This is a genomic window from Pseudomonas sp. MAFF 730105, from assembly GCF_055380705.1.
The window spans coordinates 1938911-1954879 of the sequence record NZ_AP018438.1 but is presented as its reverse complement, the minus strand read 5'-3'; the positions used below and the strand labels follow the sequence as shown (position 1 = coordinate 1954879).

General features: G+C 61.0%; 14 protein-coding genes. 6 read left to right on the top strand and 8 right to left on the bottom strand.

The genetic code is table 11. The annotated features are described in order from the left end of the window. Positions 1 to 53: 53 nt before the first annotated feature. The 5 genes from PCOSP_RS08735 (at position 54) to PCOSP_RS08715 (ending at position 5072) form a co-directional block, all read left to right on the top strand. Positions 54 to 1385, top strand: a complete 1332-nt coding sequence (locus PCOSP_RS08735; RefSeq protein WP_464710852.1) for a TRZ/ATZ family hydrolase — start codon at positions 54 to 56, stop codon at positions 1383 to 1385. 62 nt (positions 1386 to 1447) lie between these two features. After that, positions 1448 to 2146, top strand: a complete 699-nt coding sequence (gene ubiG / locus PCOSP_RS08730) for a bifunctional 2-polyprenyl-6-hydroxyphenol methylase/3-demethylubiquinol 3-O-methyltransferase UbiG (protein WP_139647114.1) — start codon at positions 1448 to 1450, stop codon at positions 2144 to 2146. A 4-nt stretch (positions 2147 to 2150) separates the two neighbouring features. Further along, positions 2151 to 2822 carry an N-acetylmuramic acid 6-phosphate phosphatase MupP gene (gene mupP, locus PCOSP_RS08725; RefSeq protein WP_139647116.1) on the top strand — a complete coding sequence of 224 codons (672 nt, stop codon included), beginning with the start codon at positions 2151 to 2153 and terminating at the stop codon, positions 2820 to 2822. 223 nt (positions 2823 to 3045) lie between these two features. After that, the gene (locus PCOSP_RS08720) at positions 3046 to 3786 is read left to right on the top strand and encodes a YciK family oxidoreductase (RefSeq protein ID WP_175385941.1); all 741 of its coding nucleotides are present in this window, start codon (positions 3046 to 3048) and stop codon (positions 3784 to 3786) included. Positions 3787 to 4145: 359 nt separating this feature from the next. Continuing rightward, entirely contained in the window at positions 4146 to 5072 is a 927-nt protein-coding gene (locus tag PCOSP_RS08715; protein ID WP_175385940.1) for a GGDEF domain-containing protein, read from the top strand. Positions 5073 to 5324: 252 nt separating this feature from the next. Here the strand turns inward: PCOSP_RS08715 and PCOSP_RS08710 are convergent, their stop codons facing one another. The 7 genes from PCOSP_RS08710 to PCOSP_RS08680 form a co-directional block, all read right to left on the bottom strand. Continuing rightward, the gene (locus PCOSP_RS08710) at positions 5325 to 6095 is read right to left on the bottom strand and encodes a TenA family transcriptional regulator (RefSeq protein ID WP_217505877.1); all 771 of its coding nucleotides are present in this window, start codon (positions 6093 to 6095) and stop codon (positions 5325 to 5327) included. A gap of 80 nt (positions 6096 to 6175) precedes the next feature. Continuing rightward, complete coding sequence (locus PCOSP_RS08705; RefSeq protein WP_464710851.1) at positions 6176 to 8635, bottom strand: EAL domain-containing protein; 2460 nt, start codon at positions 8633 to 8635, stop codon at positions 6176 to 6178. A gap of 189 nt (positions 8636 to 8824) precedes the next feature. Continuing rightward, positions 8825 to 10651, bottom strand: coding sequence for an ABC transporter ATP-binding protein (locus tag PCOSP_RS08700; RefSeq protein ID WP_464710850.1), 1827 nt, complete (start codon positions 10649 to 10651; stop codon positions 8825 to 8827). Beyond that, complete coding sequence (locus PCOSP_RS08695; RefSeq protein ID WP_175364076.1) at positions 10644 to 11246, bottom strand: DsbA family protein; 603 nt, start codon at positions 11244 to 11246, stop codon at positions 10644 to 10646. The genes PCOSP_RS08700 and PCOSP_RS08695 overlap by 8 nt, the downstream gene beginning before the upstream one ends. A 36-nt stretch (positions 11247 to 11282) precedes the next feature. After that, complete coding sequence (gene trhO, locus PCOSP_RS08690; RefSeq protein ID WP_139647130.1) at positions 11283 to 12224, bottom strand: oxygen-dependent tRNA uridine(34) hydroxylase TrhO; 942 nt, start codon at positions 12222 to 12224, stop codon at positions 11283 to 11285. A 149-nt stretch (positions 12225 to 12373) separates the two neighbouring features. Next, positions 12374 to 12673, bottom strand: a complete 300-nt coding sequence (locus PCOSP_RS08685; RefSeq protein WP_041024552.1) for a BolA family protein — start codon at positions 12671 to 12673, stop codon at positions 12374 to 12376. 12 nt (positions 12674 to 12685) lie between these two features. Beyond that, positions 12686 to 13207, bottom strand: coding sequence for a DUF2059 domain-containing protein (locus PCOSP_RS08680; protein ID WP_175385938.1), 522 nt, complete (start codon positions 13205 to 13207; stop codon positions 12686 to 12688). A gap of 192 nt (positions 13208 to 13399) precedes the next feature. Between PCOSP_RS08680 and PCOSP_RS08675 the strand changes: the two genes are divergently transcribed. Then, entirely contained in the window at positions 13400 to 14794 is a 1395-nt protein-coding gene (locus PCOSP_RS08675) for a class II fumarate hydratase (RefSeq protein ID WP_139647134.1), read from the top strand. 155 nt (positions 14795 to 14949) lie between these two features. Here the strand turns inward: PCOSP_RS08675 and PCOSP_RS08670 are convergent, their stop codons facing one another. Then, positions 14950 to 15912 (bottom strand): DMT family transporter, encoded by a 963-nt coding sequence (locus tag PCOSP_RS08670; protein ID WP_139647136.1) that lies wholly within the window; start codon positions 15910 to 15912, stop codon positions 14950 to 14952. Positions 15913 to 15969 lie beyond the last annotated feature (57 nt).

Genomic DNA, 15969 nt, shown 5'->3' with positions numbered 1-15969 from the left:
ATGACGCTCGGGTATACTTCGCCATCCTTTATAACCCATGGAACCGATCCACGATGCCCAAGCCAGCCGTTGCGCTCGACTTACTATTGCTGCCGACCTGGTTGGTGCCTGTCGAACCCGCCGGTGTGGTACTCAAGGATCACGGTCTGGGCATCCGCAACGGTTGCATCGTGTTCATCGGCCCACGGGCCGAAGCCCTGAAATGTGAGGCTGCCGAGGTCCGCGAGTTGCCGGGCATGTTGCTCAGCCCGGGCCTGATCAATGCCCACGGGCATGCGGCGATGACACTGTTCCGCGGTCTGGCCGACGACCTGCCCCTGATGACCTGGCTTGAACAGCATATCTGGCCGGCCGAGGGCAAATGGGTCGATGAAGACTTCGTGCGCGACGGCACCGACCTGGCGATCGCCGAGCAGATCAAGGGTGGCATCACCTGTTTCTCTGACATGTATTTCTATCCCAAGGTTGCCAGCGAGCGCGTCCATAACAGCGGCATCCGTGCGCAAATCGCCATTCCGATCCTCGATTTCCCGATTCCCGGGGCCGCCAGTGCCGACGACGCCATTCGTCAGGGCATCGAATTGTTTGGCGATCTCAAGCACCATCCACGGATCAAAGTCGCATTCGGTCCGCATGCACCCTACACCGTGGGCGACGAGAACCTGGAGAAAATCCGTGTGATTGCCGAAGAGCTGGACGCGGCCATTCATATGCATGTTCACGAAACCGCCTTCGAAGTGCAGCAGGCTGTGGATAACACCGCTGAGCGACCAATGGCTCGCCTGGGGCGGCTTGGCCTGCTGGGGCCGCGTTTCCAAGCGGTGCACATGACTCAGATCAGCGATGAAGACCTGGCCTTGCTGGTAGAAAGCAATTGCAGTGTGATCCATTGCCCGGAATCGAATCTGAAGCTGGCCAGTGGTTTCTGCCCGGTGGAACGCTTGTGGCAGGCCGGCGTCAATGTGGCGGTCGGTACGGACGGCGCGGCGAGCAACAACGACCTGGACCTGCTGGGGGAAACCCGCACCGCAGCCCTGTTGGCCAAGGCCGTCGCCGGTTCAGCGACGGCCTTGGATGCCCATCGGGCGTTGCGCATGGCCACGCTCAATGGCGCCCGGGCCCTGGGCATCGAGGCCACCGTTGGTTCGCTGGAAGTCGGCAAGGCCGCCGACCTGGTGGCCTTCGATCTGTCGGGACTGGCCCAGCAACCGATCTACGACCCGGTGTCGCAGCTGATCTATGCCACCGGCCGCGATTGCGTGAAACACCTGTGGGTGGCCGGCAAGCCGTTGCTTGAGGACGGCCGGCTGGCCCGCCTGGACGAACCGCAACTGACCGCCACGGCCCAGGCCTGGGGTCGCCGCATCAGCGGTCACGACGAATAACCCTGCCTCTTGAGCCACGGCTCGGGGCAACTGATTTTTTCAAGTTTTTCGAGGATCTGCACATGAGCAACGTCGACCACGCCGAAATCGCCAAGTTCGAAGCCTTGGCTCACCGCTGGTGGGACCGCGAAAGCGAATTCAAGCCGCTGCACGATATCAACCCGCTGCGGGTCAACTGGATCGACGAGCGGGTCAACCTGGCCGGCAAGAAGGTGCTCGACGTCGGCTGTGGCGGCGGCATTCTCAGCGAAGCCATGGCCCAGCGCGGGGCAACCGTGATGGGCATCGACATGGGCGAGGCGCCGCTGGCTGTGGCGCAGTTGCACCAACTGGAGTCCGGCGTCAACGTAGAGTACCGGCAGATCACCGCAGAGGCCCTGGCCGAGGAAATGCCGGCTCAGTTCGACGTGGTCACCTGCCTGGAAATGCTCGAACATGTGCCGGACCCGTCCTCGGTCATCCGCGCCTGCTTCCGCATGGTCAAGCCCGGCGGCCAGGTGTTCTTTTCCACGATCAACCGCAACCCGAAGGCGTACCTGTTTGCCATCATCGGTGCGGAATACATCATGAAGCTGCTGCCCCGTGGCACCCACGACTTCAAGAAGTTCATCCGTCCTTCCGAGCTGGGCGCCTGGAGCCGCATGGCCGGGCTGACCGTCAAGGACATCATCGGCCTGACCTACAATCCGCTGACCAAGCACTACAAGCTGGCCGCCGACGTTGACGTCAACTACATGATCCAGACCCTGCGCGAGGAGTAAGTCGATGCGTCTCAAAGCGGTTCTCTTCGACATGGACGGCACGCTGCTCGACACCGCGCCGGACTTCATCGCCATCTGCCAGGCCATGCGCGCCGACCGTGGCTTGCCACCGATGAACACGCAGCACATTCGTGACGAAATCTCCGGTGGCGCCCGTGCGATGGTCGCGGTGACCTTTTCCATGGACCCCGAATCACCGGGCTTCGAGGACCTGCGCCAGGAATTCCTCGACCGCTACCTCAAGGGGTGCGCTGTCCATAGCCACCTGTTCGACGGCATGGCCGAAGTACTGGCCGACATTGAAGCTGCCAACCTGATCTGGGGGGTGGTCACCAACAAACCGGTGCGCTTCGCCGAACCCATCATGCAGCAACTGGGCCTGGCCGAGCGCTCGAAGGTGCTGATCTGCCCGGATCACGTGACCAACAGCAAACCGGATCCGGAACCACTGATCCTGGCGTGCAAGCTGCTCGACCTGGACCCGGCCAGCGTGCTGTTCGTGGGCGACGATCTGCGGGACATCGAGTCCGGGCGCAGCGCCGGCACCAAGACCTGCGCAGTGACCTACGGCTATATCCACCCGGACGACAACCCCAAGCACTGGGGCGCGGACGTGGTGATCGATCACCCGTTGGCGTTGCGCGAAGTACTGGATAACGCGTTGTGCAGTTGCTGAGCTAACTACTTCGTGTGGCAAGACAATAAGTAGATTTTTTGTGGCGAGGGGATTTATCCCCGCCGAGGTGCGAAGCGCCTCCAAGAGATGTCAGTCACTGCGGTGTATCAAGTAATACGCAAGGGGTCGCTTCGCGACCCAGCGGGGATGAATCCCCTCGCCACAATACAACCCGTCGCCACACCGTGCATCACCACGCATCGTTATGTTTCATGAGGTTTTTATGTTTGATTATTCCGCCCGCCCCGACCTGCTCGACGGCCGGGTCATCCTGGTCACCGGTGCCGGTCGTGGCATCGGCGCGGCTGCCGCCAAGGCCTACGCTGCCCACGGCGCTACCGTGCTGCTGCTGGGCAAGACCGAAGCCAACCTGACCCAGGTCTATGATGAAATCGAAGCGGCCGGCCATCCACAGCCGGCGGTGATTCCCTTCAACCTCGAAACCGCCCAGCCCCATCAATACGACGAACTGGCAGCCATGATCGAAACCGAGTTCGGTCACTTGGACGGCCTGTTGCACAACGCCTCGATCATCGGCCCGCGCACGCCGCTGGAACAACTGTCCGGCGAGAACTTCATGCGGGTGATGCACGTGAACGTCAATGCCATGTTCATGCTCACCAGCACCTTGCTCCCCCTGCTCAAGCTGTCCACGGACGCATCCGTGGTGTTCACCTCCAGCAGCGTCGGTCGCAAGGGTCGAGCGTACTGGGGCGCTTATGGCGTATCCAAGTTTGCCACCGAGGGGTTGATGCAGACACTGGCCGACGAAGTCGATACCGTCGCGCCGGTGCGCGCCAACAGCATCAACCCCGGCGCAACCCGTACCAGCATGCGCGCCCAGGCCTATCCCGGGGAAAATCCGCTCAACAATCCGACACCGGAAGAGATCATGCCGGTCTATCTGTACCTGATGGGGCCGGACAGCAAGGGCGTCAACGGTCAGGCGTTCAACGCACAGTAAAGACTCATCCTCACGTCGCGGCGGTTTACCGTCGCGATGCTCCCCCGCTTCAACGCCGAGCCAGGCGAACCGCCAAACCCATGTCGCGCAAAAATCGGCGCGCCAGGGGCGCTTGATTTCACCTCATTGATTTTAAATGGGTTTTTCAAAAGTGAACGCACTGGCACGACTTTCGCTCTAACCCTTCTAAACACGCCATGTCCGGCGGGTAGCGGAGGTTGATACGAGGCCTGCGTCAGCCAAGGAAAGCAGACTAGACTCAAATCAATGTCCTACGGGACTTAAGGGCCAGTACGACACGCAGCCCACAGCCACCTCACCCGGCGCCAGGATAGATTCTGCTTAGGGGCTCACGCCAAATGAAAACGCCCATCCAGACCAACGCGATTGATTTCGACAGCGCCAAACTGCAGCGCCTGGGCCTCGGTCAACCGTCGCCGCTCGTCGCACGCGCCGTCAGCCTGTCGCAATTGCGTCAGCAACTGAGTCAGCAATTGCAGACCAGCCTGGAACCTCAGCGGATTCTGGGCCTGTTTTTCCGTGAAGTTCAACGACTGGTGCCCCTGGATGCGCTGGCCTATCAGCACAAGCCCAGCGATCTGCGGCTGGAGTTCGGTCAACGCGGGCATCATCTGCTCAGCTACAACCTCAGCCATGAAGGCGAACAGCTGGGCGAATTGGTGTTCCGCCGCAATCAGCGCTTTAGCGACGCGGAACAGAGCGACCTCGAATCAGTGCTGTCGACCCTGTTGTTTCCGCTGCGTAACGCCCTGCTCTACCGCGCCGCCACCCAGAGCGCCCTGCGCGATCCGTTGACCGGAACCGGCAACCGCATTGCCATGGACCAGGTCATGGAGCGGGAAATCGACATGGCCAGGCGTCATATGCAGCCGTTGTCGCTGCTGATGCTCGACATCGACCACTTCAAGCGTATCAACGATACCTACGGCCATGGCGCCGGTGATGAGGTGCTCAAGGCCGTTGCCGAGTCGATCAAGGATCAACTGCGCAATGTGGACATGGTCTTCAGGTTCGGCGGCGAGGAGTTTCTGATCCTGCTTTCCAACACCAGTCGGGAGGCCGCAGCCACGATTGGCGAGCGACTGCGGTATGCCGCCCAGTTGCAGGATTATTTCGCGGCGGGTGTCAGGATTGAGCTGACGGTCAGCCTCGGCTGCGCGACGCTGCTGCCGGGTGAGTCCTTGGAAAGCCTGCTGCGCCGGGTCGACAGCGCGTTGTATGTGGCCAAGCGCGAAGGTCGGAATCGGTTGGCGATGGCGGGTTGATGGAAAACAGGCGAGTCAGGCTGGGTGCAGGAGCCGCTCGCGAAGGGTCGGTGGCAGGCTCGATACTTCTGCAAGCTGGTTCACCGCTATCGCGAGCAGACTCGCTCCCACAAGGGTTCAAGGTGAGTCTGATTGCATTAAACAAAAATGTGGGAGCAAGCCTGCTCGCGATACGGTCCGATAGCCAACCTCCCCGTTGGCCAGCCAGACCGCTTCGCGAGCGGGCCCGCTCCCACATCGGTCAACTAGGCATCAGCTCCCGGCCAGCGCCAGGCGCTCGCGGTGAGGTGCCAATTTTCCGGCCGTCTCCGACTGTTCCAGTTGCATGCAACGTTCCAGGAACAGGTACATGTAGTCGTAGCTCTTGCACACGGCCTGGCGCAGTTCGTTCTGCAAGGCCTGGCTCGGATTCATGCCCGCCAGCGTGCAGATGATTTCCAGCGCTTCCCATGGGTGGGCGTCGTCGTACTGGGCGTGCATCTTCAGCCATTTCATGGCGCGCTTGCGGTCTTCCTCGGCGAAGGCCGCCGCGTAGATCCCGCTGGAACACACCAGCGCCGACCACTCCCCGGTCGCGCCTTCAATGGCATAGTTGGTCGCTGCGATTGCCACGATCAGCGAGTCCGAAGAGCTGGTATGCCAGCACCAATGACTCAAGGCATGGAGTTCAGGCGCTACCTGCTGCGCCTGGAGGTCCTCCAGCGTCACGCCGTGGGCGGCGCTCCAGTTCACCCAGTAGTCGGCGTGATTGAGTTCGACACGAATGTTACGCATCAGCCAGCGCCGGGCCATATCCTCGCCGGGATGGCGGGCAAAGCGGGTCTTGGTGAGGTTCTGTGCCATGTATAAGGCGAACTGTTCAACGACCGGCCAACCACCGATGAGGTAGTGGCGCATGGTCTTGGCGCTGAGCTTATTGTCGCGCATGCGCTGATACAGCTCGTGTTCGACAACCCGGCGCTTGCTCTCGCCGCAATCGGCGATGAGCTGCTGTGCCCATTGCGGATAGCTTTTGGCGTCCATGAGCGGGCCTGTTCGGTTGAATGTGTCGATCACTGTCGGGCTCCTTTTGATTGTGATTTTTTTCCGGATCAACAAGAGGCTCAGCGGAACGTGCCGGGGGCCTTGAATAACAACGGCTGGGGCCGGGCCGGCCTGCATTGCAACGTGTCACAGGTAAACAACTGCGGGCGCTCGATGACATACCCCTGAGCGTAGTCCACTCCAATCTCCAGCAATGCCTGCTCGATCTGGGCAGTTTCCACAAACTCGGCAATGGTGCGCTTACCCATGACGTGGCCGATGTGGTTGATCACCTCGACCATTGCACAGTTAATCGGGTCGTCCAGCATATCCTTTACGAAACTCCCGTCGATCTTCAGGAAGTCTACAGGTAAATGTTTCAGGTAAGCGAATGAAGACATTCCGGCGCAAAAGTCATCCAGCGAGAAGTAACAACCCAAGCTCTTGAGTTCATTGATAAAGCGAATGGCGCTGCCCAAATTCGAAATAGCGCTGGTCTCTGTAATTTCAAAACAAATCATTTCCGGCGGAATCGAATACGCCGCGAACTGTTTACGCAGGAAGTCGAGGAATGCCTGATCTCCGATAGTCGTGCCTGACAGATTGATCGCACACATGGCCATTGGGCCCTGCCGCGAATCGTTCAGGCACTGGCGGATGATTCTGAAGACATTCTCCACCACCCAACGGTCCAGGGACGTCATCAGGCCATAGCGCTCCGCCGCAGGAATGAAGCTGTCCGGCAGAATCATCCGCCCGGCTTCATCATGCAAGCGCAACAGGATCTCAATGTGCCCGCCACCATGGTCACCTGGCCCCAGCGCGGCAATTTCCTGGGCATAGAGGCAGAAGCGGTTTTCCTCCAGGGCCATGTGCAAGCGCTGGACCCAGGCCATCTCACCGAAACGCAGGGACAACTCCGAATCGTCGGCATGGTAGACCTGGACTCGGTTGCGACCCTTCTCCTTGGCCATGTAACAGGCCATGTCGGCGGCGCGCAGGGACGCCTCCAGGGTGGTCGGGTTCTGGGCGATGTGCACCAGGCCAATGCTCACGGTGGTGACGAATGGCCGCCCTTTCCAAACAAAGTGCAGATTCTGCACGGTCTGGCGCAGACCTTCAGCGATCTTCTCCGCGGCCTCCGGCGAACAGTTCTCCAGCAAGATACCGAACTCATCGCCGCCCAACCGGGCCAGGGTGTCGTTTTCCCGCAGGCCCGATTGCAGCAACGCGCAGATGTGCCGCAACAATTCGTCACCCGCCGCATGGCCGCAGGTATCGTTGACCAGCTTGAACTGGTCCAGGTCGAGGAACATCAAGGCATGGCGCCCGACCTGGCGCGTCAGGTTATGCAAGGCCTGCTCGAGCCGGTACTCGAATTCCCGGCGGTTCGCCAGGCCGGTCAGCGCATCATGGGTAGCCTGCCACGACAGGTTGGCAATGTACTGGCGCTCCTGGGTCATGTCGTGCAGGACCAGGACGGCGCCGCTGACCTTGCCCGCATGGCGGATCGGCGCCCCCACCAGGGTCACCGACACCGTGCTGCCGTCCAGGCGCTGGATCAGTTTGGAATGTTCGCTGCCACCACCGAGCCGACCGCTGAGAATGTGTTCGATCAGCGTCAGGCCTTCGGTCTGGGCATTGTCGTCGATCAGGTTGAACAGCGCGGCCAAGGGCAGTCCGGTGGCGTGTTCGGCCTTCCAGTGGGTCATCGCCTCGGCAGCGGGATTCATGTAGGCAATGGCACCTTCGACGTCGGTGGTGATGACCCCGTCGCCAATGGACTGCAAAGTGATCTGCGCCCGCTCCTTCTCCAGTTGCAAGGCATTGGCGAACACCTGTCGCTGGGTCAGCAGTTTGTGGGTACGCAACAAGGCCAGGACAATCAGCCCAAGTGCTGTGGCGAAGTTGGTCACCAGCAACAGGCGCAGGATAAAGCGCGATCCCTCGCCCAGCTCGTCGCTGAAAGCCTTGGCTGCCGGGGTAACGGAGTCGTTGATGGCAAAGATCCGCGCCTTCCAGCCGCGGATATCGGTCTCTGAAGCAGTCCCTTCGGCAATGCTGTCGTGCATCTGCCGGGCAACGTTATCCAGCTCGATCAGATAGCCGTCGCCCACCGTCCAGAGATCGATGGCTTCTTCCAGGTAACTGAAGTGACGGAAATTCAGATAGAGCCAGATCAGGCTGGGCACGTCGTCCGGGTGGTTTCCCCCTTGAAGGATGCCCGCCCGTGCCGCTTCCAGGTCAGGCGGCTGTCGATCCAGCGCCACCCGCAAGTCGTGACCGCCCTCGGGCACGGCAATGGCTTGCTGATATTTACGGAAAATCGATTCGTCGCGGCTGTCGGCATAGAGATTCAGGTAATAAATGGCGTCCTTCTGCCCCTTGGACCAGAGGCTTTCCCCCGCGACATAGCCACGAACGGCTGATAATACGTAGAGACTGACGCCTCCGAGCAATGCCTGAAATAGCACAACGGCAATGAAGGGCCAGACGATGCCCAACAAACGAGGCGTTCCGAGAGTCCGCTTTTGCTTCATGAGGTCCCTTGCACAGGCATTGCCGATGAGCACCCGGGAGAAATCCGCTCCTGATTTCAGAGCCTAGGCCAGTTTTCGATCCTTGGAATGGTTGGATCGAAGGATCTATAGGCTTTGGATGGAAATTCGAATAAATCGGGGCATTTGGCTAATTTTTTTGGATACTAAGCGCAGAAAATCACAGGAAACTCAAGGCTGCTGTATCTGTTGCAAATGACCATAGAGTCGGGCGTACAGGCCGCCCTCGGCAATCAATTGCAAATGGTCGCCGTCTTCAGCGATTCGCCCACCATCGAACACCAATACCCGGTCGGCCTGTTTCACGGCCGACAACCGGTGGGCAATGATCAGCGTGGTGCGTCCACTCAGAAAACGCGCCAGGGCCTGGTGGAGGTTGTACTCGGTGGCGGCGTCCAGTGCGGAGGTCGCTTCGTCAAGGATCACCACCCGCGGCTCGGCCAATACCATGCGGGCAATGGCCAGGCGTTGACGCTGCCCACCGGACAGCCGCACCCCGGAACGTCCGACCACACTCTCCAGCCCCAGGGGCAACGCGCGCACCGTGGTATCGAGCTGGGCAATGGCCAATGCCCGCCAGCAGGCCTCGTCGCTGCAGTCGCGGCCCATGGAGAGGTTGGCCCGCACCGTGTCGTTGAACAAGGCAGGATGCTGCAGCACCACCGCGACATTTTCACGGATGGTTTCCAGGCCGATCTCCTGCTGCGTGGCGTCACCAAACCGGATGCTGCCCGACTGCGGCGTATACAGGCCCAACAACAGCTGCACCAGGGTGCTCTTGCCGCCACCGCTGGCCCCCACGATGGCGACTTTTTCGCCGGGTGAGATGGACAGGTTCAACTGGTCGAGCACCAGTTCCTCGCCATAGCCGAAGCTCAAGCCCTGGATGTCGATGCCCACAGTATCGTGGCCCTTGAACGGGTCGACACCGCCGGTGTACTGAGGTTCGTCGGCCCGGGCCAGGAGTTCGTTGATCCGACTCAACGCACCGCCCGCCGCGTAATAGGCGTATTGCAGATTCAACAACTGCTCCACCGGACCGATCATGAACCAGAGGTAGCTGAACACCGCCAGCATCTGGCCAATGGACAGGTCGGAAAACAGCACCGTGAGCATCGCCGCAGCACGGAAAATGTCGATGCCGAACTGGAACAGCAAGCCACTGGCGCGGCCCGACGCATCGCTTTTCCACTGGGAATTGACCGCATAATCACGCACCTCCCGGGCGCGCTGACCCAAGCGACCGAGGAAAAAACCCTGACGGTTCCCGGCGCGCACTTCCTGGATCGCGTCCAGGGTTTCGGTCAATGCCTGGGTGAAGCGCGAGGTGCTGTCGTTCTCCAGCTTCTTGAGGTGCTTGACCCGCTTGCCCAACTGCACCGTGGCATAGATCACCAGCGGATTGAACAACAGGATCAGCAGCGCCAGTTTCCAATGCATCCACATCAGGATGCCGGCGGTGCCCACCAGCGTCAGCATCGCCACCAGGAAACGGCTGAGGGTTTCGCCGACGAATTTATCGAGAGTGTCCAGGTCGGTGACCAGGTGCGCGGCCACGGTGCCGCTGCCCAGGCTTTCGTATTCCCCCAGGGAAATACGTTTGAGGCGCTCGATCAGACGGACACGGATGCGATAGACGATGTCTTTGGCGAGCCTGGCAAACAAACGCGCCTGTAACACGTTGAACAGCAACGCGCCGCACCGAAGGGTCAAGGTCGCCAGCAGCATCAAGCCGATATAGCCCGCAGCCGTTTGCCACCCCGTCGGCAAGGCGTGGTTCATCACCTTCAGGGCGGCGTCGCCACGCCCTAGCAGCACTTCATCCACCAACAATGGCAACAGTAAAGGGATCGGCACGCTACAAAGCGTCGCCAGCACCGCCACGCCGTTGGCAATCCACAGGGCTTTCTTGTGTTTGAGGGCCAGGCGACGGATTTCCGCCCAGCTCAATCGATCGACGCGCTGTGGCTCCGAGGTGCCATCCGGCAGGTCAGGCACAGGCCGCACGCTCCAGCCAGCGGCCAAGCAGTGGTGACAGTTGGCTCAGGGGTTGGTAACCGTTGGTGAGCAGGGCCAATTGGCCCTCGCGCTCGGCCAGTAGCGTAGGGAACCCGGCAATGCCGAGATCCTGCACCCACGTGAAATCCGCGGCAGTGGCCGCATGTTGATCGGCACTGTCAAACGCCGCGGCAAACTCGATGCGTGGCAGTCCGGCCTGTTCGGCCAGTTCCACCAGGACGCTGGCATGGGTCACGTCGCGACCCTGCACATAAAAAGCCTGCTGGATCAGTTTGAGCAGCTTCCAGGCCAGGTCCGGCGCCAGGCTCCGGGCCGTCACCACAGCCCGGCAGGCCGGCTCGGTGTCATAAACGAAACCGTCCGGCAACGCGCCCTCCAGCTTGAAGGGCTGGCCGGTGGCCTGGGTGACAGCCTGCCAGTGCTCGAGGATGTAACGCCGGGTAGTGGGCTCCAGGGCCGAACCGCTGCCCGTACGCAACCCGCCCACCACCAGGTGCAGCTCCACGCCCTGGGCCCGCGCCTGCTCGACCAATGCTTCGGCCACTGGTGCGAAGCCCCAGCACCAGGAACACATCGGGTCCATGACATACAGCAGACGTGGCGGCATGGTTCAGGCCTCGGAGGATGATTGCTTATAGTTGTAGCCGATCGGGTGCGGCATGTTGCGAGCCTTGGCCAATTCGATCTGCTTTTGCCGGTCGATCGCACTGCGACGGGTCTTCTCGCTCAGTTTGTCCCAGCAATGCGGGCAACTGATGCCCGGCACGTAGTGCTCCGAAGCGCGATCTTCCAGGCTCACCGGTGTACGGCACGCATGACATTGATCGTAGTCGCCTTCGCTGAGATCGTGGCGAACGGTCACGCGGTTATCGAACACAAAGCAGTCGCCACGCCATTTGGTTTCTTCCTGGGGAACCTCTTCGAGGTATTTCAGGATGCCACCCTTGAGGTGGAAAACCTCGTCGAAGCCCTGGCTCAGCATGTAGCTGGAAGCTTTTTCACAGCGGATGCCGCCGGTGCAGAACATCGCGACCTTCTTGTGCCGGGCCGGGTCGAAGTTGGCCTTGATGTAGTCGGGAAACTCGCGAAAGCTGGTGGTCTTGGGATCGATTGCGCCTTCGAATGTCCCGATAGACACTTCGTAGTCGTTACGGGTATCGATCAGCAACACTTCCGGATCGCTGATCAGCGCGTTCCAGTCCTGGGGTTCGACATAGGTGCCGACCTGCTTGTTCGGATCCACGCCTTCGACGCCGAGGGTGACGATTTCTTTCTTGAGCTTGACCTTGGTGCGGTAGAACGGCTGCTCGTCGCAGTATGACTCCTTGTGATCGATATCGATCATCCGCGGGTCGTTCTTGAGCCAGGCCAGCAAGCCGTCGATGCCTTCACGGGTACCGGAGACCGTGCCGTTGATGCCTTCTTCGGCGATCAGCAGAGTGCCTTTGATAGCGTTATCGAGCATCGCCTTGAGCAAGGGCTCACGCAGCTCGACGTAATCTTCCAGGGTGACGAACTTATACAGTGCCGCCACGACAATGGGTTGTGTCATGGGTATTTCTCCAGGTGGCTACCCTCGTAAAGGGTGAACCGGATGCAAAAAAAACGCGCCGGGTAAGCGGCGCGTGCGAATTCTAACAAAAACTCATGGGTTGCAGGACTTCGACGTCGGGGCTTTACATAAATCCTTCGCCACGCCGATCAGTGCTTGCTGCCACCGGCACAGGTCGGCGAAGCCGGGGCGGCATCGATCTGTGCCCATTCTTCGGGGGTGTAGGTGTGCAGCGCCAACGCATGGAATTCGCCCATCAGCTCACCCAGCGTGCCGTAGACCTTCTGGTGGCGCTTGACCCGATTCAGTCCTTCAAATTGCCGGCTCACCACCACCGCCTTGAAGTGGGTCTGTAGCCCACGGCTGTGCATGTGGCTTTCATCCAGCACTTGCAGGTGCTCGGGCTGCAGGAGGCCGAGGGTCGATTCGATGCGTTGTTGCATGCTCATACCGGGCTCCGCTTACGGCTTTTTCTTGGCTGGGGCAGCAGCTTTGGGCTCAAGCTCGGCGGTCATGTCCGCCAGCAGCTTGTTGACCACTGGCACGGCGCTTTCCAGCTTGGCCTGGGTCAGTTGGGCCGACTGCTGGGTCAGCTGCGGCATTTTTTCCAGGACTTTCTTGCCAAGGGGTGACTGGTAGAAAGCCACCAGGTCCTTGAGCTCCGACTCGCTGAAGTTGGTGGTGTAGAGCTTGACCATGTCCGGCTTGAGCTTGCTCCAGCCGATGGCCTGGTCAAGCGCGGCATTGGCCTTGGCCTGGTAGGTTTCCAGGGTGGCTTTTTTCGACTCGGGAGCCTTGGTCTGCTCGAAGCGCTGGGCAAACATCTGTTGCACCTGCATGTACACCGGGGTGCCCAGTTTGTCAGCGTGTGCCAAGGTCAGGAACGCTTCGGCGCTGGCGTTGTGGCTGGCGGTATCGGCGAGAACAGGGCCGCTGGCACACACCAGAGCAACTGCGGTACAGATGGCGCGAAGACGGGTCATCGAGTTTCCTTATCTAACTGGCGAGGTAAAACCCCAAGGGCGACCATTCTGCGCCTAAAAAACGCCAGGCCTCAACCCCGGTGCTTGCCGGTCCCGATTGACGGACCGAACCGACCGCCCCTAGATTGACGGAACCGGTACCGCCCGACAGGGCCTAAACTGCGCATTCAGACCTATCAGGAGTTTGACCCAATGAGCCGTATCGAAACCGACAGCCTTGGCCAGGTTGAAGTCCCGGAGGACGCCTACTGGGGCGCCCAGACACAGCGTTCCATGATCAACTTCGCCATCGGTAACGAACGCATGCCGCTGTCGGTGCTGCATGCCCTGGCGATGATCAAGAAAGCCGCCGCGCGGGTCAACGACCGCAACGGCGACTTGCCCGCCGACATCGCTCGACTGATCGAACAGGCCGCCGACGAAGTGCTGGACGGCCAGCATGACGACCAGTTCCCGCTGGTGGTCTGGCAGACCGGCAGCGGCACTCAGAGCAACATGAACGTCAACGAGGTGATCGCCGGGCGCGCCAACGAGCTGGCGGGCAACCCCCGCGGCGGCAAGACCCCGGTGCACCCCAACGACCACGTCAACCGCTCCCAGAGCTCCAACGACTGCTTCCCTACCGCCATGCACATCGCCGCCGTGCAAGCCGTCCACAAGCAATTGTTGCCGGCCATCAGCGAACTGTCCGGCGGGCTGGCGGAACTGGCCGCGCGCCACCTGAAACTGGTCAAGACCGGCCGCACCCACATGATGGATGCCACGCCGATCACGTTCGGCCAGGAATTGTCAGCCTTCATTGCCCAGCTCGACTACGCCGAACGGGCGATCCGTGCCGCGCTACCGGCGGTCTGCGAACTGGCCCAGGGCGGCACGGCGGTCGGCACCGGGCTCAACTCGCCCCACGGCTTCGGCGAAGCGATTGCCGCCGAACTCGCGGCGCTGTCCGGTTTGCCATTTGTCACCGCGCCGAACAAGTTTGCGGCACTGGCGGGGCACGAGCCCCTGACCACGCTTTCCGGCGCACTGAAAACCCTGGCCGTGACCCTGATGAAAATCGCCAACGACCTGCGCCTGCTGGGCTCCGGACCTCGGGCCGGCTTCGCCGAAGTGAAATTGCCGGCCAACGAGCCGGGCAGTTCCATCATGCCTGGCAAGGTCAACCCGACCCAGTGCGAAGCCTTGTCGATGCTGGCCTGCCAGGTCATGGGCAATGACGTGACCATTGGCTTTGCCGCCAGCCAGGGCCATTTGCAGTTGAACGTGTTCAAGCCGGTGATCATCCACAACCTGCTGCAATCGATCCGCCTGCTGGCCGATGGCTGCAGCAACTTCCAGCAACATTGCATCGCCGGGCTCGAGCCCGATGGCGAGCAGATGGCGGCGCACCTGGAGCGTGGGTTGATGCTGGTGACAGCGTTGAACCCGCATATCGGCTACGACAAGTCCGCCGAGATCGCCAAGAAAGCCTACAACGAAGGGCTGACCCTGCGCGAGGCAGCACTGCAGTTGGGCTATCTGACCGACGAGGAGTTCGATGCCTGGGTGCGGCCGGAAAACATGCTGGAAGCCGGTAGCCAGGGCTGAACTCTGGTTGACAGGAAGTGAGCCTTCGCGAGCAGGCTCGCTCCCACAAGGGATCCCGGTCGAACCCGGGATTTGCATACGCTGAAGATCCAATGTGGGAGCGAGCCTGCTCGCGATGAGGCCGGTCGACTCACATCACTGTCACCTGCAGGCCGCTACCGCTCCACAGCCAACCGCTCACGCCGGGCCCTCAGCCCGGCAATCAGCGAAGGCCCCAACGCCACCAGCGCTGATCCCACCACCACCAGCACCGCCCCGCCATACCCCAGCAGATTGATCTGCTCGGCATGCACATAGTCGGGCCACCACCAGGCAGCCACGGCCACCGCCGCGAAGGTCACCAGCGGCGTGATCGCCAGGGTCGCGCTGACCCGCGAGGCTTCCCAGTGAGCCAGGGCCTCGGCAAAGGCGCCGTAGGCAATCAGGGTGTTGAGGCAGCAGGCAAACAACAGCCAGCCTTGCAGCGGGCTCAGTTGCAGTGCTTCCAACGGATGGACCCACGGCGTGAGCAGCAACGCACAGAACAGGTAGATCACCATCATCACCTGCAACGAATTCCACACCGTCAACAACTGCTTCTGGCCCAGGGCATAGAACGTCCAGACCGCCGACGCCAGCAACACCATCAAGACCCCGGCAGTGTATTCGCTCAGGGACGTCAGCAATTCGGCGAGGCGCTGGTTGAAAAACAGCGTGAAGCCGATCAGCAGCACCAACAGGCCGATCCCCTGCCCCAGGCTGAAACGTTCCTTGAACACAAACAGGCTGGCGACCAGCAGCAGGATAGGCCCCATCTGCACCACCAGTTGTGCGGTGCCGGGGCTCAAGCGATTCAGGCCCATCAGGTACAACACATAGTTGCCTACCAGCCCCAGCACCGCCATTGCCACCAACCAGCCGCCACGCGAACCGAGCACCTTGCGGCTGGGCAGGCGTCGGGTGGCCGACAGGTAGATGAACAGCAAGCCGCCGGACACCAGCAAGCGAAACCAGGTCACCGTGACCGGATCCATCACCTGCAGCACCTGCTTGAGCTTGATCGGCAGGATTCCCCACAACAGAGCGGTCAACAAGGCGAGGAACAGGCCGTAGACCCAGCGACCGGACGAAATGTGCATGCAATCCCCGAGGCTCACGAAAAGAGCGACTATTCTAGGGGGAGATGGCCCTGCAAC

Coding starts and splice junctions, on each gene's coding strand:
- PCOSP_RS08735 (WP_464710852.1), top strand. CDS start 54: ATGCCCAAGCCAGCCGTTGCGCTCGACTTACTATTGCTGCCGACCTGG.
- ubiG (WP_139647114.1), top strand. CDS start 1,448: ATGAGCAACGTCGACCACGCCGAAATCGCCAAGTTCGAAGCCTTGGCT.
- mupP (WP_139647116.1), top strand. CDS start 2,151: ATGCGTCTCAAAGCGGTTCTCTTCGACATGGACGGCACGCTGCTCGAC.
- PCOSP_RS08720 (WP_175385941.1), top strand. CDS start 3,046: ATGTTTGATTATTCCGCCCGCCCCGACCTGCTCGACGGCCGGGTCATC.
- PCOSP_RS08715 (WP_175385940.1), top strand. CDS start 4,146: ATGAAAACGCCCATCCAGACCAACGCGATTGATTTCGACAGCGCCAAA.
- PCOSP_RS08710 (WP_217505877.1), bottom strand. CDS start 6,095: ATGGACGCCAAAAGCTATCCGCAATGGGCACAGCAGCTCATCGCCGAT.
- PCOSP_RS08705 (WP_464710851.1), bottom strand. CDS start 8,635: ATGAAGCAAAAGCGGACTCTCGGAACGCCTCGTTTGTTGGGCATCGTC.
- PCOSP_RS08695 (WP_175364076.1), bottom strand. CDS start 11,246: ATGTGTTCCTGGTGCTGGGGCTTCGCACCAGTGGCCGAAGCATTGGTC.
- trhO (WP_139647130.1), bottom strand. CDS start 12,224: ATGACACAACCCATTGTCGTGGCGGCACTGTATAAGTTCGTCACCCTG.
- PCOSP_RS08685 (WP_041024552.1), bottom strand. CDS start 12,673: ATGAGCATGCAACAACGCATCGAATCGACCCTCGGCCTCCTGCAGCCC.
- PCOSP_RS08680 (WP_175385938.1), bottom strand. CDS start 13,207: ATGACCCGTCTTCGCGCCATCTGTACCGCAGTTGCTCTGGTGTGTGCC.
- PCOSP_RS08675 (WP_139647134.1), top strand. CDS start 13,400: ATGAGCCGTATCGAAACCGACAGCCTTGGCCAGGTTGAAGTCCCGGAG.
- PCOSP_RS08670 (WP_139647136.1), bottom strand. CDS start 15,912: ATGCACATTTCGTCCGGTCGCTGGGTCTACGGCCTGTTCCTCGCCTTG.